This is a genomic window from Sporosarcina sp. CAU 1771 (genome assembly GCF_054482775.1).
The window spans coordinates 76,161-94,858 of sequence record NZ_JBTLRN010000008.1 but is presented as its reverse complement, the minus strand read 5'-3'; the positions used below and the strand labels follow the sequence as shown (position 1 = coordinate 94,858).

Sequence of the window (18,698 nt, the reverse complement as noted above, 5' to 3'; positions counted from 1 at the left end):
CAAGCTAAATGATTAAGTTTAAAACGACAGACGAGAAACTGATGGTTAATTTAAGTGGATTTTGACAGTAAAAACTTAGTATTCGGACGATTTAAATATTCTTGTAGGAATGGGTTTGGTAGGCAAAGCTATATGCACCAACATTTCTCATTAAAATTAAATTATGGATTAACGTTGAAGGTTAGAAAACTACTATGAAGAATGAACTCAGCATAATAAATTAATTTTTGTTAAATTGAAACTTCTTGATTCGATTAACGTATGTATAGGTAATACAAAGAATAAAGAATTTGGAGGTGATGAAATGGAACTGTTCGGAATGCCGATTCTTCAAGTATATTTAATTACTTTAATCGTTGCGGGAATTTCAACAGTGCTCTATTTTTTTATTAGTGATATGGCTGAAGGGATTGGAGAATTTAGTCCGTTTTTAGATCCAGCAGTTATTCTATCATTCATAACGTTCGTCGGTGCTGTTGGTTATATTTTGGAGCTTGTTACGAACTGGACAAGTGGTATTATTCTAGTAGTCGCATTAATAACATCATTTATTCTCGATCTACTTCTTTATTTCTTTGTTTTATTACCACTACGTTCAGCTGAAGTATCTCTTGCATATACTGACGAGTCCTTAAAAGGGCAAGTTGGAAAGGTAATTGTCCCGGTGCCTATTGATGGATTTGGTGAAATAACAATCGAAACGGTAAACGGAACAATTGCAAAGAGAGCATCAGGATATGAAAATGCACCAATTGACTACGGAAAAGAAGTATTAGTTATCGATGTGAAGCAAGGAACATTTATCGTTAAAGAGTATGAACCTTTTCGCTTTGCAGATAACGACTAAAATTTAGGGGGAATTGGAATGGAAATTATTATCGTACTTGGGGTAGTCGCATTTGTCTTATTATCAGTTGTTTTGATTTATATTTCAAAGTACAAGACAGTTGGACCTGATGAAGCGTTAATCGTTACAGGAAGTTATCTTGGATCGAAAAATGTACATACAGATGATTCAGGAAACCGAGTCAAAATAATTCGTGGTGGAGGTACATTTGTATTTCCTGTTTTTCAACAAGCTAAGCCACTTAGTCTTTTATCGAGCAAGCTCGAAGTAACGACACCTGAAGTGTATACAGAGCAAGGTGTTCCAGTTATGGCAGATGGAACGGCGATTATTAAAATTGGTGGATCAATCTCTGAAATCGCAACAGCTGCTGAGCAATTTTTAGGGAAGTCGAAAGAAGATCGTGAAAACGAAGCAAAAGAAGTATTAGAAGGACATTTACGTTCAATTCTAGGGTCAATGACAGTAGAAGAAATCTATAAAAATCGGGATATGTTCTCCCAAGAAGTACAACGTGTTGCATCACAGGATCTCTCGAAAATGGGACTTGTCATCGTTTCATTTACAATTAAAGATGTCCGAGATAAAAATGGGTACCTCGATTCACTAGGGAAGCCGCGTATTGCTCAAGTGAAGCGTGACGCAGACATTGCTACAGTAGAAGCTGAAAAAGAAACACGTATTAAAAATGCTGAAGCATCTAAAGAAGCTCAAAAAGCTGAAATTGAGCGTGCGACTGAAATTGCAGAAGCACAAAAAGAAAACGAGTTGAAAGTTGCAGAGTATCGTTTAGAGCAAGATGTTGCGAAGGCGCGAGCCGACCAAGCTTACGAACTTCAATCTGCTCGTTCCAAGCAAGAAGTAATGGAACAAGAGATGCAAATTCAAATCATAGAACGTCAAAAGCAAATTGAACTCGAAGAAAAAGAAATTTTACGCCGTGAGAAACAATATGATTCTGAAGTGAAGAAGAAAGCGGATGCGGATCGTTATGCAATTGAACAAAATGCTGAAGCAGATAAATCAAGACGTATGGCAGAATCAGATGCTGAAAAATATGGTATTGAAGCAAGAGCAAAAGCCGATGCAGAAAAAGTCCGTCTCGATGGAACAGCTAAAGCTGACTCTTTACGCGCACAGGGTGAATCTGAAGCAGATATTATTCGTCTGAAAGGTTTAGCAGAAGCCGAAGCGAAGCGTAAAATTGCAGAAGCATTTGAACAATATGGTCAGGCTGCGATGCTTGATATGATTGTCCACATGATTCCTGAATACGCGAAGCAAATTGCTAGTCCACTAAGCAATATCGATAAGATTACAGTTGTTGACACAGGTGGGGGAGAAGGCGGCGGTGCAAACAAAGTGACCTCTTACGCAACGAACCTTATGTCTACACTACAAGAAACATTAAAAGAAACAGCGGGCATTGATGTAAAAGAAATGCTTGAGAGTTATGCAGGCAAAGGAACTCTTCGACCAAGTCTTGATCAGTTGGCAAATGAAGTTCGAGCAGCAAAACAACCAGTTGCAGAAGTGATAGTTGACGAAGAAGAATAAGTTCTACGAGGAAGAGTCCGGCCACGATGTTGTTGTGGTTCGGGCTTCTTTTTATGTGTCAAAAGGCCTGTTTCGCCGATAAGTGTGAAAGAAGCGCCGATATATGCCGTTGCTTCGCCGATATCGCCGACGGGAGCGCTGATATACCTGGAGGATCCGCCGATATCCCTGCAGATTCTACGAGGAAGAGTCCGGCCACGATGTTGTTGTGGTTCGGCTTCTTTTTATATGTCAAAAGGCCTGTTTCGCCGATAAGTGTGAAAGAAGCGCCGATATATGCCGTTGCTGCGCCGATATCGATGACTGGAGCGCCGATATACCTGGAGAGTCCGCCGATATCCGCCCCTCCACCGCCGATAAATCACACCCGTCTACGAGATTGAGTAAAATCCTACTAAATATTGAGGTAGGTATATGTGTATTCTGGAAACTAAAAATAAGCATATGAAAGTTATTGAATAATCGGTATAATAATAGATGGTTCAATAGATTTCACGGATTTTAATTAAGAAGTAGAGAATGCATTTATAAAAGGCTGAATTCCCAAATCATGAAGGGTGATGGTCTATGTGTTAACGAATATCTCATATCACAATTACGATCATAACGGATATCTCGTGTTGCGCCTCGGATATGCAGAAGCAGTCTTACTTGGGCGGTGGGATGGATTATCAAATGCATTGTACTCGTTACATAAGGATCGGACACTTTGGGTCCACTACAACCTAAACTCCACAATTGACACGATTGAAACATATTTGATTCTGGCCGGCAGAGTCGAAATGGGGTATGAAGGGATTCGCCGGGAGTTAGAAGTAGGGGAATTAATTAATGCCTCGCTGTTTAATAAAACAATTTTGTTTCACGCTCTTACGGACGTTGAAATACTTATTAAGAATACGGCTAAAGTTTTTGAGCCTGGATTTTTTGAAACACAAATCTTGCAAAAAGAAGCAGACGCCATAGAGAAGTTGGATGGATATACGTATATGCATTGCAATCGCATCAAAGACTATTCTATTAAAGTATGGACAGAACTTGATTTGCCGAAAGAAAATCTGTTGACGCTTAGATGGGGAGCTTATTTTCATGACATCGGTAAGCGTTCGGTTCCACAAGAAATACTCAACAAACCAGGGAGCTTGACGCCCGAGGAATGGTCAATTATGAAAGCGCATACGACGGAAGGCGCAAAAATCATGCTCAATCACAGGGTTGAAAAGCTACGAAAAGCAGCCTTTATTGTTGAGCAACATCATGAACGCTACGATGGGAAAGGGTATCCTCATGGCTTAAAAGGGGATGAGATATCACGCGAAGCTTCTATTGTCGCGGTTGTTGACGCATTCGATGCAATGACGACAGACCGTGTATACAAAAAAGCTATGCCAATCGAAGAAGCGATGCAAGAACTAATCAGTGGAAAAGGAACACAATTCAACCCTAATGTTGTTGATGTGTTTTTATCAATACTTAGGAAAAATGAAGGCAAGTGGAAATGAAAACTTAACCAGTCAGTTGTTCAGAATAAAATTACAATTGCGTGCTATAATTGAAAAGGAATCGAACTATACATAACTGAAAGGCGGAATAAAAATGGATTATCGTATCGAACATGACACATTTGGTGAAATTAAAGTACCTGCGGACAAGCTGTGGGGTGCGCAAACACAACGGAGCAAACAAAACTTTAAAATTGGCGGAGAAAAAATGCCGATTGGCGTAGTTCATGCATTTGCTCTTTTGAAAAAATCAGCTGCAATTGCGAGTCATTCACATGGAAATATTTCTGAAGCTAAAATGAAAGCAATCTCTGCGGCTGCAGATGAAGTTATTTCAGGTAAATTAGATGACCATTTCCCGTTAGTTGTTTGGCAAACTGGAAGCGGAACACAGTCGAATATGAACATGAACGAAGTATTAGCTTACCGCGGAAACCAACTGCTTGAAGAGTGGGGCGAAGAAGATCGTTTGCACCCAAATGACGATGTAAACAAGTCACAAAGTTCAAATGATACATTCCCGACAGCTCTTCACGTTGCAGGCGTACTTGCAGTTGAAAATCAATTGGTACCAGCAATCGGTAAATTAAAAGAAACACTTGGTAAAAAGTCTGAAGAATTTATGGATATCATAAAAATTGGTCGTACGCACTTACAAGATGCGACACCGTTAACTTTGGGTCAGGAAATTAGCGGTTGGTACCGTATGCTAGAAAAAACGGAGCAAATGATCGTAGCAAGCGTTGACTCAATGAAAGAACTTGCAATTGGTGGAACTGCAGTTGGAACGGGACTGAATGCGCCAGCAGGTTTCGGAGACAAAGTTGCAGAGGAAATTAGTAAAGCGGTAGATATTGAATTTACTTCAGCACAAAATAAATTCCATTCACTTACAAGTTACGATGAAGTTGTTTTTGTACACGGTGCGATTAAAGCATTAGCAGCGGACATTATGAAAATTGCAAACGATGTTCGTTGGTTGGCAAGTGGTCCACGTTCAGGTATCGGTGAAATTACAATTCCTGAAAATGAGCCAGGAAGTTCAATCATGCCAGGTAAAGTAAACCCGACTCAAAGTGAAGCAATTACAATGGTTGTTGCACAAGTAATGGGTAACGACGCAACGATTGGATTTGCAGCGAGCCAAGGAAACTTTGAATTGAACGTCTATAAGCCAGTAATCATCTATAACTTCTTGCAGTCAGTAACACTTCTTTCGGATGCAATGATTAGCTTTAATGATAACTGTGCAGTAGGTATCGAACCGAACCGTGAAGTGATTGACAACCATGTGAAGAACTCATTAATGCTTGTTACGGCACTTAATCCACATATCGGTTATGAGAATGCGGCTAAAATTGCAAAAGCAGCACATGCAGCAGGATCTACATTGAAGGAAGCAGCGCTGAAAACAGGTCTTCTAACGGAAGAGCAATTCGATGAGTACGTTGATCCATCAAAAATGATTTAATCACCCCCTTAAGAAGGCTACGCAGAACCAACTAATCCAGCAATGCCTTCTTAATAGAGGTAACCCGGACAGACACTTAATCTAGTGTCTGTCTTTTTATTAGCGGGCGCCAAAGAATATTCTGTCAATGAAAGAGAATTCAAGTGAAAACATGGTATAATTAGAATAACTACGAACGGAGGGATGAGGATGTCGGTTATTCGATTTGTTCAATTTGAAGAAAAATACATACCACAAATGGCAGTACTTCTTGCTGCAAGACATGCTAAAGAAAGGCAACAATTTTCCTTTTTACCTAGTAGTTATGAAAGTGCAGAAGAAGCAACAAAAATAGTGACGGAAGAAACTCAAAAACCATATACAGCGGGACTTGTCACATTACGTGATGATGAAGTAATTGGCTATTTATTATACGAATTTAAGCAAAATGCGACAAGGGGACGACATGTATCTGTTAGTTATGCATCACTCGTTATAAAGGATACTGAACACCCGAGACTTGTACGTCTTATGTATGCGGAAGCTGGAGCGGAGTGGGTGCGCAATGGGTATTTCGAACACGTCCTATTTGTTCCAGTGGGAGATAATCCTGTAATTCTTGAATTACTTGAACAATCATTTAGGTTTGATCAAAGATATGCGGTTTTACCACTTGAGAATTACATTGCTAAAAGCGATGGGACGGCAAAAGTAACATTCCGTCAAGTAGAGGAGAAGGACATTTCTTTATTAAAAAAGATGGCGCCTTGGAACTCGATTCATCAGGCATCGGCACCCGCGTGGCATCCGATAACGAAAGAGTCACTTGATAAAGTGCGTAAATCCTATGCAGAACTCGCATCGGATCCAGACGTGAGTATGTGGATTGCTGAGCAAAATGGGATTACAGCAGCATTCCATGTCTATTACCCAGCGGAGTCAGGTAACTCGTTAGTCACGCCGGAAAACGCTGTCCACTTAGCGGCGGCATCGACAAATACCGATATGCGAGGTAAAGGAATTGGAAAGGCCATTGCCGATTATTGTTTTAGCGAAGTTGAAGACCAAGGCACTAAGTATATTATGGCGGATTGGCATACACCAAACCCACTCGCGTCGTATTTCTGGCCGAAACGTGGGTTCCAATCGTATATGATTCGTATGGTGCGCAAGGTAGATCCGCGGATTTCGTGGGCGGACGGTGTCCAATGAAAAATAAGCCGTTTGTTGCCTCTTGGAGTGGCGGGAAAGATTCTGCACTTGCATATCATCGCGCTATCCAATCAGGCGCTATCCCGAAAAGACTTTGGACGATGTTTGAAGAGGACAAAGAGCGCTCCAAATCACACGCCCTTCCACCCGAAGTTATTGAAGCGCAGGCTAAAAGTCTAGGTGTTCCACTAATGATTCGCGGTGCGGATTGGGGTAGTTATGAAGCAGAATTTTTGGATGCAATGAAAGAATGTAAAGACGCAGGTATTGAGCACGGGGTTTTTGGAGACATCGATCTTATTGATCATTTAGAATGGGTGCAAAAGACGTGTGCCAAAGTAGAAATGGAAGCTGTACATCCTTTGTGGATGGAACCACGTAGAAAGTTGTTAGAGGAATTTGTAACTAGTGGATTTGAGGCTTATATTGTCGTTGTCAACACAAAAATGATGCCAGGTAAGTTTATTGGCCGTAAATTCACGCTCGAATTGATGGATGAACTGGAGGAACTAGGTATTGATTCATGCGGAGAATCTGGTGAATTTCATACAGTAGTTGTGGATGGTCCAATTTTTTCGGAAAGAGTTCCGGTTATTTTTTCAGGTCAGCATGAACGAGAGAATTATATATTCATGGATGTCGAGTTGAGTAAAACGTAATGAATGGACAGCCTCCAGTATTCTTGGAAGCTGTCTTTTCATTTTTCTATTCCATAAACTCTCCGAGTATTTCGTAGGAACGTAGTCGAGCTGCATGATCGTAAGTCCCTGTACTTATGATAAATTCATTTGCTTTTGTCGCTTGTAAAAAAGCATCCAATTTCTTTTTGACTGTATCGGGGCCTCCTACAATCGTTGAAGGTGATTCCAACATTTGTTCAGCGGCAGCCTGTTCATGAGGCGTCCAAAATGTTTTCGGATCTTTGATAGGTGGTTTAAACTGAGTCGGATTTCCTGTACGTAAACTTAAGAATTGCTGTTGTGTAGATGTTGCTAAATAGCGTGCCTCTTCGTCGGTGTCTGCCGCGACTAGACTGATTCCCATCATGACGTAAGGTTCTTTAAGTGCTTTAGATGGCTTAAAGTTCTGGTGGTAAATTTGTAACGCTTGCATCGCAAATTGAGGTGCGAAATGACTTGCGAATGAAAAAGGTAAGCCAAGTTCTGCAGATAAACGTGCACTAAAATCACTGGATCCAAGTAACCAAATCGGAATGTCTTGACCACCACCGGGAACTGCTCGAACTCGCATCGTCGGATCGTCGGCAAAAAAAGCACGAAGTTCCGCAAGTTGTTCAGGGAATTGTTCTGCACTACTATGCAATGTACGGCGAAGTGCATAAGCAGTTGCTTGATCACTACCGGGTGCACGTCCGATTCCGAGGTCGATTCGATTCGGATAAATGGCTTCTAATGTACCGAACTGTTCTGCAATAATAAGCGGAGCGTGGTTAGGTAGCATAATTCCACCTGAACCTATTCGCATGGACTTCGTCGCTCCAGCGATATGTCCGATAATAACCGAAGTCGCTGAACTAGCAACGCCTGGCATATTATGATGTTCAGCCAGCCAGTAGCGGTTAAACCCCCAATCTTCCACATGTTGCGCAAGGTCAACACTATTCTTAAAGGACTCGCCCGCATGACTTCCCTCATTAATCATTGCTAAATCAAGTACAGATAAAGGTACACCATTAAACTTCTTCGCTGTATTTGTAATCATACTCATCTCTCCTTAAACTTCTTTTTCACTCGTAGAACAGCCGTGAACCTTGACCCAATTACGGATTGCTTGAATGATTTCTTCCATGTCTCTTCCTATACTTGTCAATTCATATTCAACTCTTCTTGTGCCGGGACCAGCTGTCTTTTTTAAGACAAAACCTTGAGCTTCTAATTCACGTAGACGCTCCGTTAATAAACGATCTGAAATCCCTTCAATTGTTTCTGCTAATTCATAATATCTCTTAGGACCATCCAATAAGTGATAGATAATGATGCCCATCCATCTTTTTCCGATGAACTCGATTGTTCCGTGAAAACTGTCACAACTTAATTGTTTCTTTTGTTGATTAGATGTTTGGCTGATACCTATGTGCTTGTCCATGATTTAACCTCCACTTCTTAATAGTGATCCTTTAGATCGGTTAGAATTGACAAACAAGATTACTAATAGTAACCTTAAAGTTAAGATTACCTTTAGTAAGTATATTACTTGTTTGAATAAATTGCACTTAATACACACGAGGAGGAATATAGAATGAAACAAACAACACAACAAGAAATTCACTTAGCGAACCGACCAGTAGGAATGCCATCAGCGGCAGATTTTGAATTCAAAGAGCTACCCATACCGAATCTCAAAGACAAAGAAGTACTGGTGCGAACGCTTTATGTATCTGTAGATCCATATATGCGGGGGCGTATGCAAGATAGAAAGTCATACATACCGCCATTTGTGCTCAATGAAGCAATTACGGGTGGAGTTGTAGGTGAAGTTATTGAATCAAAATCAGATGCTTTCCAACCAGGAGATGTCGTTTTAGGGAATCTCAAATGGGCAGAATATACGGCTGCATCTGAGAAAGAAATTCGGAAAGTAGATCCAGCAGTCGCACCGATAAGCACACATTTAGGGATATTGGGCATGCCCGGTCTAACTGCATATTTTGGATTGCTTGATATTGGTAAACCACAAGAGGGTGAAACCGTCGTAGTATCAGGAGCAGCAGGAGCAGTTGGATCGATTGTGGGGCAGATCGCCAAATTGAAAGGCGCTAAAGTCGTAGGTATTGCAGGAACAGATGAAAAAATAGCTTACTTGAAAGAAGAGCTAGGTTTTGATGCTGCAGTTAATTACAAAAAAGATAATTTTAAAACCGAACTGACAAAAGCTTTACCTAATGGTGTCGATGTGTATTTCGATAATGTAGGTGGAGATGTGACAGATGCTGTTTTTGGCTTATTAAATAAGCACGCGCGCATTCCACTATGTGGGGCGATTTCATCTTATAATATGGAAGGTCAAGATATGGGGCCACGAATCCAGTCTGCGATGATAAAGACGAGTGCACTTATGAAAGGATTTACAATCGGTGACTATGCAGCTGATTTTAATACCGCTGCAACGGATCTTGGTAAATGGGTATCCGAAGGTAAATTGAAATATGAGGAAACGATTGTAGAAGGATTTGAAAATATTCCTGAAGCATTTCTCGGATTGTTTAAAGGAACGAATCTTGGTAAACAGCTAGTTAAAGTTGCAGATCCTGAAATTGCAAAACTGTAAAGTCGAACCAGTAACAGCGAATAGAATTTAATGAAAAGAAGATGAAATTTGGGTGATTGCCAATGTCATCTTCTTTTTAATTTTAGTTAGCTTCTCAATAAACTACCTAATTCTTTCTCAAGAAATGGTTTAGCGTTTAGTAAGTTGCGGAACTCAATATACTTTTCGTGTTCAGAAACGGATGCTTTTCTACCCGTTAAGTACGCTCGGATTAAGATGTTTTTCGGCGTGTGCTCCATATCGATAAACTCTAGTAATTGTGCTTCGTAACCAACTAAGGATAAAAGTTGTGCCCGCATGGAATCTGTAGCGAGCGCGGAAAAACGTTCTTTTATTAATCCGTGTTGCAGCATACTATCTAGTGCAGGGGAGTTGATTTGTGAAAAAAGTTCATGCTGGCAACAAGGTACGCTTAAAATTACATTTGCGCCCCATTTGACAGCTCGCGCAAGTGCCATATCTGTCGCAACGTCGCAAGCGTGTAAAGTAACCATCATATCGACGGAAGTCTCTTCATTAAAATCATTAATGTCACCTACAAGAAATTCCAGTTGCTCGTATCCCAAGTCCTTCGCGATAAGATTGCATTCCTCAATTACTTCCTTTTTCAAATCCAGACCAGTTACGTTAATGTCTAGCCCTTTTTCAATTCGAAGATAATGATAGAGAGCAAACGTCAAATAAGACTTTCCTGAACCGAAATCTAGAATACGAATGGTACGGTCCTTCGGTAAATGTTCTAGTGAATCATCAATGAACTCAACAAACCGATTAATCTGTCTAAATTTGTCGTGTTTTTGTTTTCTTACTTTGCCATCTGGCGTTTGAACACCGAGACGAACGAGAAATGGATACAATTGATTTTCATCGAGCAAGTAGTTTTTCTTTCGATTATGAGAGAGGTCAGGTACTTTCGATGATGCTGTTCCTTCAGATTTCCACATCACTTTAAATTTTTTTGAAAGTTGTGCATGAACTTTTTCGTCTGTAAATTCTAAGTGTATTTGTCTGAATCCTTCTAGTACTTTTAGTAACACCGGATGCAGTTCATGGAATTGGATATTCTCGTGATTTAAAACGCGCTCATACTGATACTCAAATTGAATATGCAGTTCTCCGCGCAACTCAATTGGCTTCAGCCGAATCCGTTTTAAGTCATCTGATTTTGATCGGGATTGGCTAATTGTCCCTCCTATGAACGTACCATCTGTTAACCGTTCTACGAGTGTATTTACTAGTTCTTCAAAATTCATTTTTGACGCTCCTTTTAGTGCACTGCATGATTTGTACTCCAAGCATAACAAAAAGGAGTCAGCGTTGGCCAACTCCTTTCCTCTTAATTAAATTCAAATCCTTTTTTGTTCATAAATTCTTTCATATGTCCCCGTCTAGGCTCTGCTAAAAAGTCAGCCATATTTTCGGACCACGTTGTGTCTTTTTGGTTTGAACCCCGGTCTGCATAGTACTTCTGCAATGTTTGATCATAAGTAGGAATGACGGTATTGTATCGTTCTCCATCATAGCTATTTTCATGAAGTATTGCTTCTACGGGAAGCCTTGGTTTTACTTCATTTGCTTCGTCTGGAACTCCAATGGTCATTGCGTACATGGGGGCAACACCTACTGGAAGACCGAGCAATTCACTAATTTCACTAGGTGCATTGCGAACGCCACCGATATAACAAATACCGTATCCTTTAGATCTAGCTGCTATCGCGACATTCTGGGCGAACAATGCTACATCGGTAGCACCGACGAGTACATTTTCAGCTACAGAGAAATTTATCTCTTTTCCGATTAAATTAGCTGCTTTTTTCAAGCGGTAATAATCCATACAGAAAACTAAAACGGCACCGCCACCCAAAATTTGTTTTGGGTTTTTTGAAAGTTCGGCAAGCTGCTTCCTTTTTTCTGGATCGGTTACGTGAATAACTGAATAAGCTTGTACAAAATGGGAACTAGCCGCATGCTGACCTGCTCTAACAAGTTCAAGGACTTCTTCTTTAGGCAAGGTGAAATCCTTATATTTTCTTACGGAAGCGTGTGAAGTTAACAGTTCAATGACCATACATCATTCTCCTTTTAAAAAACATTGTTGTTTCAATACTTTTCTTGTGCATTCATATAATTACTAAATTGTTTGATAATATAAGAATAACAGACTTGATTCATGTTAAACTATTAATAAAGCTTGGAAAGGTGTGGAAGTATGGTCTGGATTGAAAGTATATCGATAACGACGGCGCTTTTAATTATCTTTTTAGTAGTTGTTCCGATTGGAGTCGCAATTTTTCTTTATGTTTATGATAAAAAGCAAAAGCAACATGCGATTTTAAGGAACTATCCAATCTTAGGTCGGATGAGATATGTACTAGAGAAAACGGGACCGGAACTCAGACAATACTTATTTGATGACGACAATGATGGAGAGCCGTTTAACCGCGAAGAATATTTACATATGGTACTTCCTGGGAAGTATTTAAATAGTGTTATTGGTTTTGGGTCAAAACGGGACTTTCAAGAAGCGGGTTACTACATCCGAAACGCAATGTTTACGAAACAAAATGAAGAAATGCGTGTTGATAACGAGACGTTGGTCAACACAATGCGTTATGTAGTGGATGCAGATAATTTATTCGCGAGAAAAGAGCATCGTGAGGAAGTTCCAGCGCTTCCTTGGTTATTGCCTGAAGAAGATGCAATTGTAATCGGACCAAACTGTGAGCATCCGTTTCATGTGCGCAGCATGGTCGGTCAGTCTGGGATGAGTTACGGTGCACTTGGAAAGAATGCAATCACTGCTTTGTCAAAGGGGATTGGAATGGCTAAAGGCTCTTGGATGAATACTGGAGAAGGTGGATTGTCAGACCATCATTTAGCCGGTGATACAGACATCATTGCCCAAATAGGTTCCGGACTTTTTGGCTTTCGAACGAAGGATGGCGAGTTTAGTTGGGATCTTCTTAAAGAAAAAGCAGAGATGCCTAAAGTAAAAGCATTTGAAATAAAGTTGGCGCAAGGAGCGAAGATGCGTGGCGGTCACGTTGAAGGTGCAAAAGTTACAGAAGAAATCGCCGCAATTCGAAACGTAGTGCCGTACACTTCAATCAATAGTCCAAATCGTTTTCATCAATTTGAAGATTATCCAACCCTTTTTGAATTCATTGAAAAGATTCGAAATCACTCTGGAAAACCAGTTGGCATGAAAATCGTAATTGGTGGAAAACAGGATGCGGAAGAACTTGCTTCTTTCATGCTGGAATCCGGAAAAGGTCCTGATTTTATATCGCTAGACGGTGCAGAAGGTGGATCCGGAGCCACGTATCAAGACCTTGCAGATAGTGTTGGATTACCACTTCACTCATCACTTTTGTTGCTTGAAGATGCACTTAGAAAGTATGAGGTGCGTGACAGGGTGAAAGTTATTGCATCTGGTAAAATTACAACACCAGATAAGGCTGCGATAGCGATGGCGATGGGTGCGGATTTAGTCCAAGTGGCAAGAGGATTTATGATTTCGGTCGGGTGCATAATGGCGCATCGTTGCCACACGAATGACTGCCCTGCAGGTGTTGCGACGACAGATGAAAAATTACAACAAGGACTTGTTGTGGAAGAAAAGAAATACCGTGTTGCGAACTTTATTCTGACAATGCGTGAAGGACTTTTCCGTGTATCAGCGGCGGCAGGGGTGGATTCGCCTACGAAATTGGAAAGACATCATATCGTTTATAAGGATGAAAGAGGTCGGGTTTTTCCTCTTGATTCGTAATTAAAAAAATAGAGAAGCGTATTCGCTGAATGAATACGCTTTTCTAGGTTATTTTCTTTGATTCAACAATGTAAATGGATCCAAATAATTTTCAGTTTTTAAATGAACAAATGGAACTTTTCGTTGTTCTGGCTGTTGGGATTGATCCGAAAAAAACATATGAAGTGGATTGTTAAAGTCAGCCTCGGTAGCTGCATCGGTTTTGCTACATGCATAATAGATGGCGCCTACGTTTGCCCAGTAAGATGCGCCTAGGCACATCGGGCATGGTTCACCGCTCGCATATAAAACACAGTCGGAAAGATCTGTCGTACCAACCACTTTGCAGGCTTCTCGAATCGCAAGTAGTTCTGCATGTGCGGAAGGGTCTGTTTGAAGAAGTACTTGGTTTGTACCCCGACCAATAATAACTCCATCTTTTACAACGATGGCAGCAAAAGGTCCTTCACCTTGTTTTACATTATCAACGGCCATTTGGATAGTTTGTTGAAGCCATTTTTCGTGAGTCACTTTTAGCACGCTCCTTGTCGAATATTAACTATTTCCCAGGAAATTTCGGGGAAAAGATAGAAGAATGTTTGTCTTTACTTATCATACTACATATTGAACGTTAGGAAAGAGGGCTTGGTTATGATAAAACTAGATCATGTTGTCTATTTCACTAAGAAATCTCCTGCAGAAGTGGTAAATGAGCAAGAACAAGTCGGCCGTCATGCAGTTGTTGGTGGGAGTCATGTACAATGGGGTACATACAACGCACTTATGTATGTGAAAAATGCGTACCTGGAATGGCTCTCGATTGAACGTAAAGAGATTGCTGAAAATGCGAAACACCCACTCACGGAACAATTGTTGTACGACGTTGAAGGATGGGGAACGATTTGCTTGTCGGTAAATAATATAGATGAGTTTAACAACAGCTTAATCGAAAAAGGATTCCTTACTTCAGGTGTGTTGCCAGCAGAACGAAAAACAACAAGTGGGGAAGTACGTAAATGGAAAATGGTATTCGTAGAGCAACGAGTTTCTGATCAGTTACCCATGCCATTCTTTATCGAATGGGAAGAAACAGAAGAGCAACGGTTAGAAAAACTACGTGCAGATGGGACGATTACCTCTACAAGTTCACTACTTGAAATTAAAGAATGTATATTTAACGTGAATGATCCACTGGAGTCCGTTTCGGCTTGGTCGAATTTACTCGCAATAGACACCGCCGATTCCCAGCTGCAGCTAGAGAATGTGACGTTAACTTTTAGAAAGAAAAAAGGCAAAGAAAGACTGACAGAGGTGTTAATCGAACAAGCTATTGAGTAGCACTCTTTTGTTGTAACATCACGCATATGATAAAATCAAGCCACTTTGGTAGTTGGGGGAGTTCGTTTATGGATTTATTAGTTGAACGTGCAATAATAGTCGGGGTGAATATTCAAACCGATGATCATTTTGAGTATTCAATGGAAGAGTTAAAAAACCTTGCTCAGGCAATTGATGTTGAAGTTGTTGGAGAGGTTGTGCAAAACCTGGAACGAAGAAACCCTTCTCATTATGTCGGGACAGGGAAAATCGGGGAAATTAAAAGTTGTTTTGATGAAGCGGATGCGAATTTAGTCATTTTCAATGATGAGTTATCCCCATCTCAAATTCGAAACTTAGAGAATGGATTGGAATGCAAAGTAATCGATCGAACGATGCTTATCCTTGATATATTTCAACGGCGAGCAAAAACAAAAGAAGCTCGAATGCAAGTTGACCTTGCCCAACTTCAATATATGTTGCCGCGCTTAATAGGGTTACGTGCATCTCTTGGAAGACAAGGGGGCGGAACCGGTGGTGGCTTTCAAAACAAAGGTGCCGGTGAAACAAAACTTGAGCTGGATCGTAGAATCATCGAAGACCAAATCGCAAAATTGAAAAGAGACCTTGAAAGTGTGCAAGACCAACGTGAAACTCAGCGTAAACAAAGGAAGAGAAGTGGCACACCAGTCGTGTCAATTGTTGGTTACACAAATGCTGGGAAATCCACGCTTATGAACGAACTGTTGAAAAAGATGAATGCAGAAGATACAAAACAAGTATTTGAAAAAGATATGCTGTTTGCCACAATCGATACATCTGTGCGCCGGGTAAAGCTACCGGACAACAAAGAGTTTCTGCTTACAGATACGGTTGGTTTTGTTGGTAAGTTGCCTACTCATCTAGTGAAGGCATTTAGGTCAACGTTGGAAGAGGCACGTAATGCGGATCTTCTTTTACAAGTAGTAGATGTATCGCATCCTGAACATCAATTCATGATGGACGTAACAAACAAAACATTGAAAGTTGTTGGCGTTGAAAACATCCCTACGATTAATATTTTTAATAAAGCGGACCTTTCGGATGTGCACTATCCAAAAGTAAGTGATGATAACATTTGGTTATCCGCGAAAGAAGGAATTGGACTAGATGAACTGGTGGAGTTAATAAAGAGTCATATATTCAATAAATATGTGACGTGCAAATTACTCGTTCCATTCGATCGTGGAGATGTGGTTTCTTATTTGAATGAAAAAAGCAATGTGAAAGAAACAACGTATGAAGAAGAAGGAACGTTCATGACAGTAGAAATGCTATTGTGGGATCGCGAACGTTTCGAAGAATTTATTATTAGTTATTAAAAAACTGGCCGATGTGATATTCACATTGGCCAGATTTTTATTTTAAAGCTATGTTAAATAATAATTTTGATAAAACTTATTACACAATAGTGCTGTTGATTTCCGTTTCAAACCCGAAGATTGGAAAGATGAAGTGCAATCTTTCCCTGACGCGTTCCGGAGGGCAGGCGGTGGACCAACCCGCTGTTGTTTCACCTGACCCGCTGTCCTCCCGGAGTCGAAGTCTTCCACTTCAATCAACTAGAAGTGTACAAGTCGTATTATTGCTCCACTCTTAGTAATGCAATAACCATAAAGTAAATCGAACTAGCGCAGAAGCGACAAGTGTGAGCCGAAGTAGTAAGACCGACAGTGAACTTTCTGACGGGCTTACTACGGGAGGCCATCACCAAGCGCCGAAGCGATATTTTCACACCTTCCACTCCACTATTCAAGGAGTGCACAAATAATTCAACAACTATCAAAAGAGTTATTTAACAGAGCCTATTTTATAGAAAGAACTTAAACTTCTTGAAATTGGATGTTATGCAACCGAGCGAAATGCCCGCCTTTAGTTACAAGTTCTGCATACTTACCGTCTTCGGCAATACCTTCTTCGGTTACTACAAGGATGCGGTCTGCATCACGTATGGTTGCAAGTCGGTGTGCTATGACAAGAGTCGTTCGATTTTCAGCAAGTTCAGCAAGGGATTGTTGAATAATGCGTTCAGTCTCGGTATCCAGAGCCGATGTGGCTTCATCTAAGATGAGAATTGGAGGATTTTTAAGGAACATACGAGCAATTGCGAGACGTTGCTTTTGTCCGCCTGAGAGTTTCAGCCCGCGTTCTCCAATCTGCGTTTCATACCCCAGTGGAAGTCCGTCAATCATATCTTCCAAATGCGCTTTTTTAGCAGCTTGATAAATATCTTCATCAGACGCATCGTGATTTCCGTATGCGATGTTTTCCCGAATCGTACCAGTGAAAAGAAAAACGTCTTGTTGAACGATACCGATTTGGGCACGTAGAGATTGCGTTGTCATTTCACGTATATCGAGTCCATCAATAGAAATCGAACCTTCATTCACATCGTAAAAGCGTGGAATAAGTGAACAAATCGTTGTCTTACCTGCGCCAGATGGACCTACCAAGGCAACAGTTTCACCAGCGGGGATGGTTAAATTAATCCCTCTAAGGACAGCTTGATGGTCATCGTATTTAAAGTGAACATCTCTAAAGGAAATATCCCCGTTTAAATGTTTAACAGCAATGGCGCCGGGTCGATCTTCAATTTCAGGAATCACATCAATTAGGTCTTGAAATCGTTTAAACCCTGCCATGCCTTTTGGATATAGTTCAAGAAGTGCACTGATTTTATCTACCGGTTTGATGAGCAAATTAACAAATAAAATGAAACCGACAAGTTCACCAGCGGTCAGTTTCCCGTTCACAGTAAACCAAGCGCCTACGACGAGTACGACGAGCGTCATGAGTCGCGTCATCATATACATGCTTGAAGTGGTCCAAGCCATTACTTTATAGGCGACAAGTTTGGCAATCCTAAAGTTGCCGTTATCCGTTTTGAAACGTTCAATTTCAAAGTCCTCATTCGTAAATGACTGCACGACACGTACACCAGAAACGCTATCTTCAACGCGCGCATTCACATCTGCGATTTTTCCATACATGTTTGTCCACGCTGCATTCATCTTCACATTACAAAATGCTACTAAAATAATTAGAAGTGGAACCATGACAATCGCAATGAGTGCGAGTTCTGGATTAATGTTGTACATCAGTATAAATGCCCCTACGAGCGTCATAACTGCGATAAACAGATCTTCAGGGCCGTGATGTGCCAGCTCCCCGATATCAAAGAGGTCGTTTGTAATTCGACTCATAATATGTCCCGTTTTAGTATTATCAAAAAATCTGAACGACTGCCGTTGAACATGATTGAACAACTTCTGGCGCATATCGGTTTCGATATTTATGCCGAGCTTGTGTCCAAGATAACTGACGATGAATTGTAAAAACGTACTTACTATATAGATGACTAATAGCAGGATACTAACAGAAACTATTTTTCCCCAATCGCCACTAGGTAACAGTCGGTCTATGAACCACTGAACAGCTAATGGAAAAGCAAGTTCAAGCAGTGCAACAACGACCGCGCTTGAAAAGTCGATGATGAACAAACGTTTATGTGGTTTATAGTAAGAAAAGAATTTTTTAAGCATAAATAAAAGAGCTCCTTCCATTGGTAAGCATAATTATAGCGAATTATGAAAGAGAAAACGATACTTCGTAGAAATACATCAAGAAAAGGCACTCTATGGGGATTTATTCTTGTGGAGGTTTTCGTGAATGAATGGAGATTTGACAGCTATTCAACAATGTGAATCCAATTGAGAATCATTTTCAGTTATATGT

Annotated in this window: 16 protein-coding genes; 10 read left to right on the top strand and 6 right to left on the bottom strand. The window is 40.6% G+C overall.

The genetic code is table 11. The features are described from left to right. Nucleotides 1–304 precede the first annotated feature (304 nt). From ACXYMX_RS08320 to ACXYMX_RS08295, 6 genes are all read left to right on the top strand, one after another. A complete protein-coding gene (locus ACXYMX_RS08320; RefSeq protein ID WP_459043787.1) occupies nt 305–847 on the top strand; it encodes a hypothetical protein in 543 nt (180 codons plus the stop codon). 18 nt (nt 848–865) lie between these two features. After that, on the top strand, nt 866–2,404 hold the full coding sequence (locus tag ACXYMX_RS08315) for a flotillin family protein (protein ID WP_459043786.1): 1,539 nt from the start codon (nt 866–868) through the stop codon (nt 2,402–2,404). Nucleotides 2,405–2,973: 569 nt separating this feature from the next. Further along, nucleotides 2,974–3,906 carry an HD-GYP domain-containing protein gene (locus ACXYMX_RS08310; RefSeq protein ID WP_459043785.1) on the top strand — a complete coding sequence of 311 codons (933 nt, stop codon included), beginning with the start codon at nt 2,974–2,976 and terminating at the stop codon, nt 3,904–3,906. A gap of 94 nt (nt 3,907–4,000) precedes the next feature. Continuing rightward, nucleotides 4,001–5,377, top strand: a complete 1,377-nt coding sequence (fumC, locus tag ACXYMX_RS08305) for a class II fumarate hydratase (RefSeq protein ID WP_459043784.1) — start codon at nt 4,001–4,003, stop codon at nt 5,375–5,377. A 189-nt stretch (nt 5,378–5,566) separates the two neighbouring features. Beyond that, complete coding sequence (locus tag ACXYMX_RS08300) at nt 5,567–6,568, top strand: GNAT family N-acetyltransferase (protein ID WP_459043783.1); 1,002 nt, start codon at nt 5,567–5,569, stop codon at nt 6,566–6,568. Next, a complete protein-coding gene (locus ACXYMX_RS08295; protein WP_459043782.1) occupies nt 6,565–7,227 on the top strand; it encodes a Dph6-related ATP pyrophosphatase in 663 nt (220 codons plus the stop codon). Before ACXYMX_RS08300 ends, ACXYMX_RS08295 begins: the two co-directional genes overlap by 4 nt. A gap of 46 nt (nt 7,228–7,273) precedes the next feature. Here ACXYMX_RS08295 and ACXYMX_RS08290 read toward each other — a convergent pair whose 3' ends face one another. Further along, nucleotides 7,274–8,290, bottom strand: coding sequence for an LLM class flavin-dependent oxidoreductase (locus ACXYMX_RS08290; RefSeq protein ID WP_459043781.1), 1,017 nt, complete (start codon nt 8,288–8,290; stop codon nt 7,274–7,276). 12 nt (nt 8,291–8,302) lie between these two features. Beyond that, nucleotides 8,303–8,674, bottom strand: a complete 372-nt coding sequence (locus tag ACXYMX_RS08285; RefSeq protein WP_459043780.1) for a winged helix-turn-helix transcriptional regulator — start codon at nt 8,672–8,674, stop codon at nt 8,303–8,305. Between the two features lie 153 nt (nt 8,675–8,827). Between ACXYMX_RS08285 and ACXYMX_RS08280 the strand changes: the two genes are divergently transcribed. Next, nucleotides 8,828–9,856, top strand: coding sequence for an NADP-dependent oxidoreductase (locus ACXYMX_RS08280; protein ID WP_459043779.1), 1,029 nt, complete (start codon nt 8,828–8,830; stop codon nt 9,854–9,856). Between the two features lie 86 nt (nt 9,857–9,942). On the opposite strand, the gene ACXYMX_RS08275 is transcribed toward ACXYMX_RS08280, so the two are convergent. Beyond that, nucleotides 9,943–11,109, bottom strand: a complete 1,167-nt coding sequence (locus ACXYMX_RS08275) for a class I SAM-dependent methyltransferase (protein WP_459043778.1) — start codon at nt 11,107–11,109, stop codon at nt 9,943–9,945. An 83-nt stretch (nt 11,110–11,192) separates the two neighbouring features. After that, nucleotides 11,193–11,924 carry an oxygen-insensitive NADPH nitroreductase gene (gene nfsA / locus ACXYMX_RS08270; RefSeq protein WP_459043777.1) on the bottom strand — a complete coding sequence of 244 codons (732 nt, stop codon included), beginning with the start codon at nt 11,922–11,924 and terminating at the stop codon, nt 11,193–11,195. Between the two features lie 141 nt (nt 11,925–12,065). Here nfsA and ACXYMX_RS08265 point away from each other — a divergent pair, with 141 nt between their 5' ends. Next, nucleotides 12,066–13,628: an FMN-binding glutamate synthase family protein gene (locus ACXYMX_RS08265; RefSeq protein WP_459043776.1), complete on the top strand. Its 1,563-nt coding sequence runs from the start codon at nt 12,066–12,068 to the stop codon at nt 13,626–13,628. A 48-nt stretch (nt 13,629–13,676) separates the two neighbouring features. Here ACXYMX_RS08265 and ACXYMX_RS08260 read toward each other — a convergent pair whose 3' ends face one another. Then, a complete protein-coding gene (locus ACXYMX_RS08260; protein WP_459043775.1) occupies nt 13,677–14,138 on the bottom strand; it encodes a nucleoside deaminase in 462 nt (153 codons plus the stop codon). A 120-nt stretch (nt 14,139–14,258) separates the two neighbouring features. Between ACXYMX_RS08260 and ACXYMX_RS08255 the strand changes: the two genes are divergently transcribed. Together ACXYMX_RS08255 and hflX are read left to right on the top strand one after the other, a co-directional pair. Then, on the top strand, nt 14,259–14,945 hold the full coding sequence (locus ACXYMX_RS08255; protein ID WP_459043774.1) for a VOC family protein: 687 nt from the start codon (nt 14,259–14,261) through the stop codon (nt 14,943–14,945). Between the two features lie 68 nt (nt 14,946–15,013). Continuing rightward, nucleotides 15,014–16,285, top strand: coding sequence for a GTPase HflX (gene hflX, locus ACXYMX_RS08250; protein ID WP_459043773.1), 1,272 nt, complete (start codon nt 15,014–15,016; stop codon nt 16,283–16,285). A 501-nt stretch (nt 16,286–16,786) separates the two neighbouring features. Here hflX and ACXYMX_RS08245 read toward each other — a convergent pair. Next, nucleotides 16,787–18,505: an ABC transporter ATP-binding protein gene (locus tag ACXYMX_RS08245; RefSeq protein WP_459043772.1), complete on the bottom strand. Its 1,719-nt coding sequence runs from the start codon at nt 18,503–18,505 to the stop codon at nt 16,787–16,789. Nucleotides 18,506–18,698 lie beyond the last annotated feature (193 nt).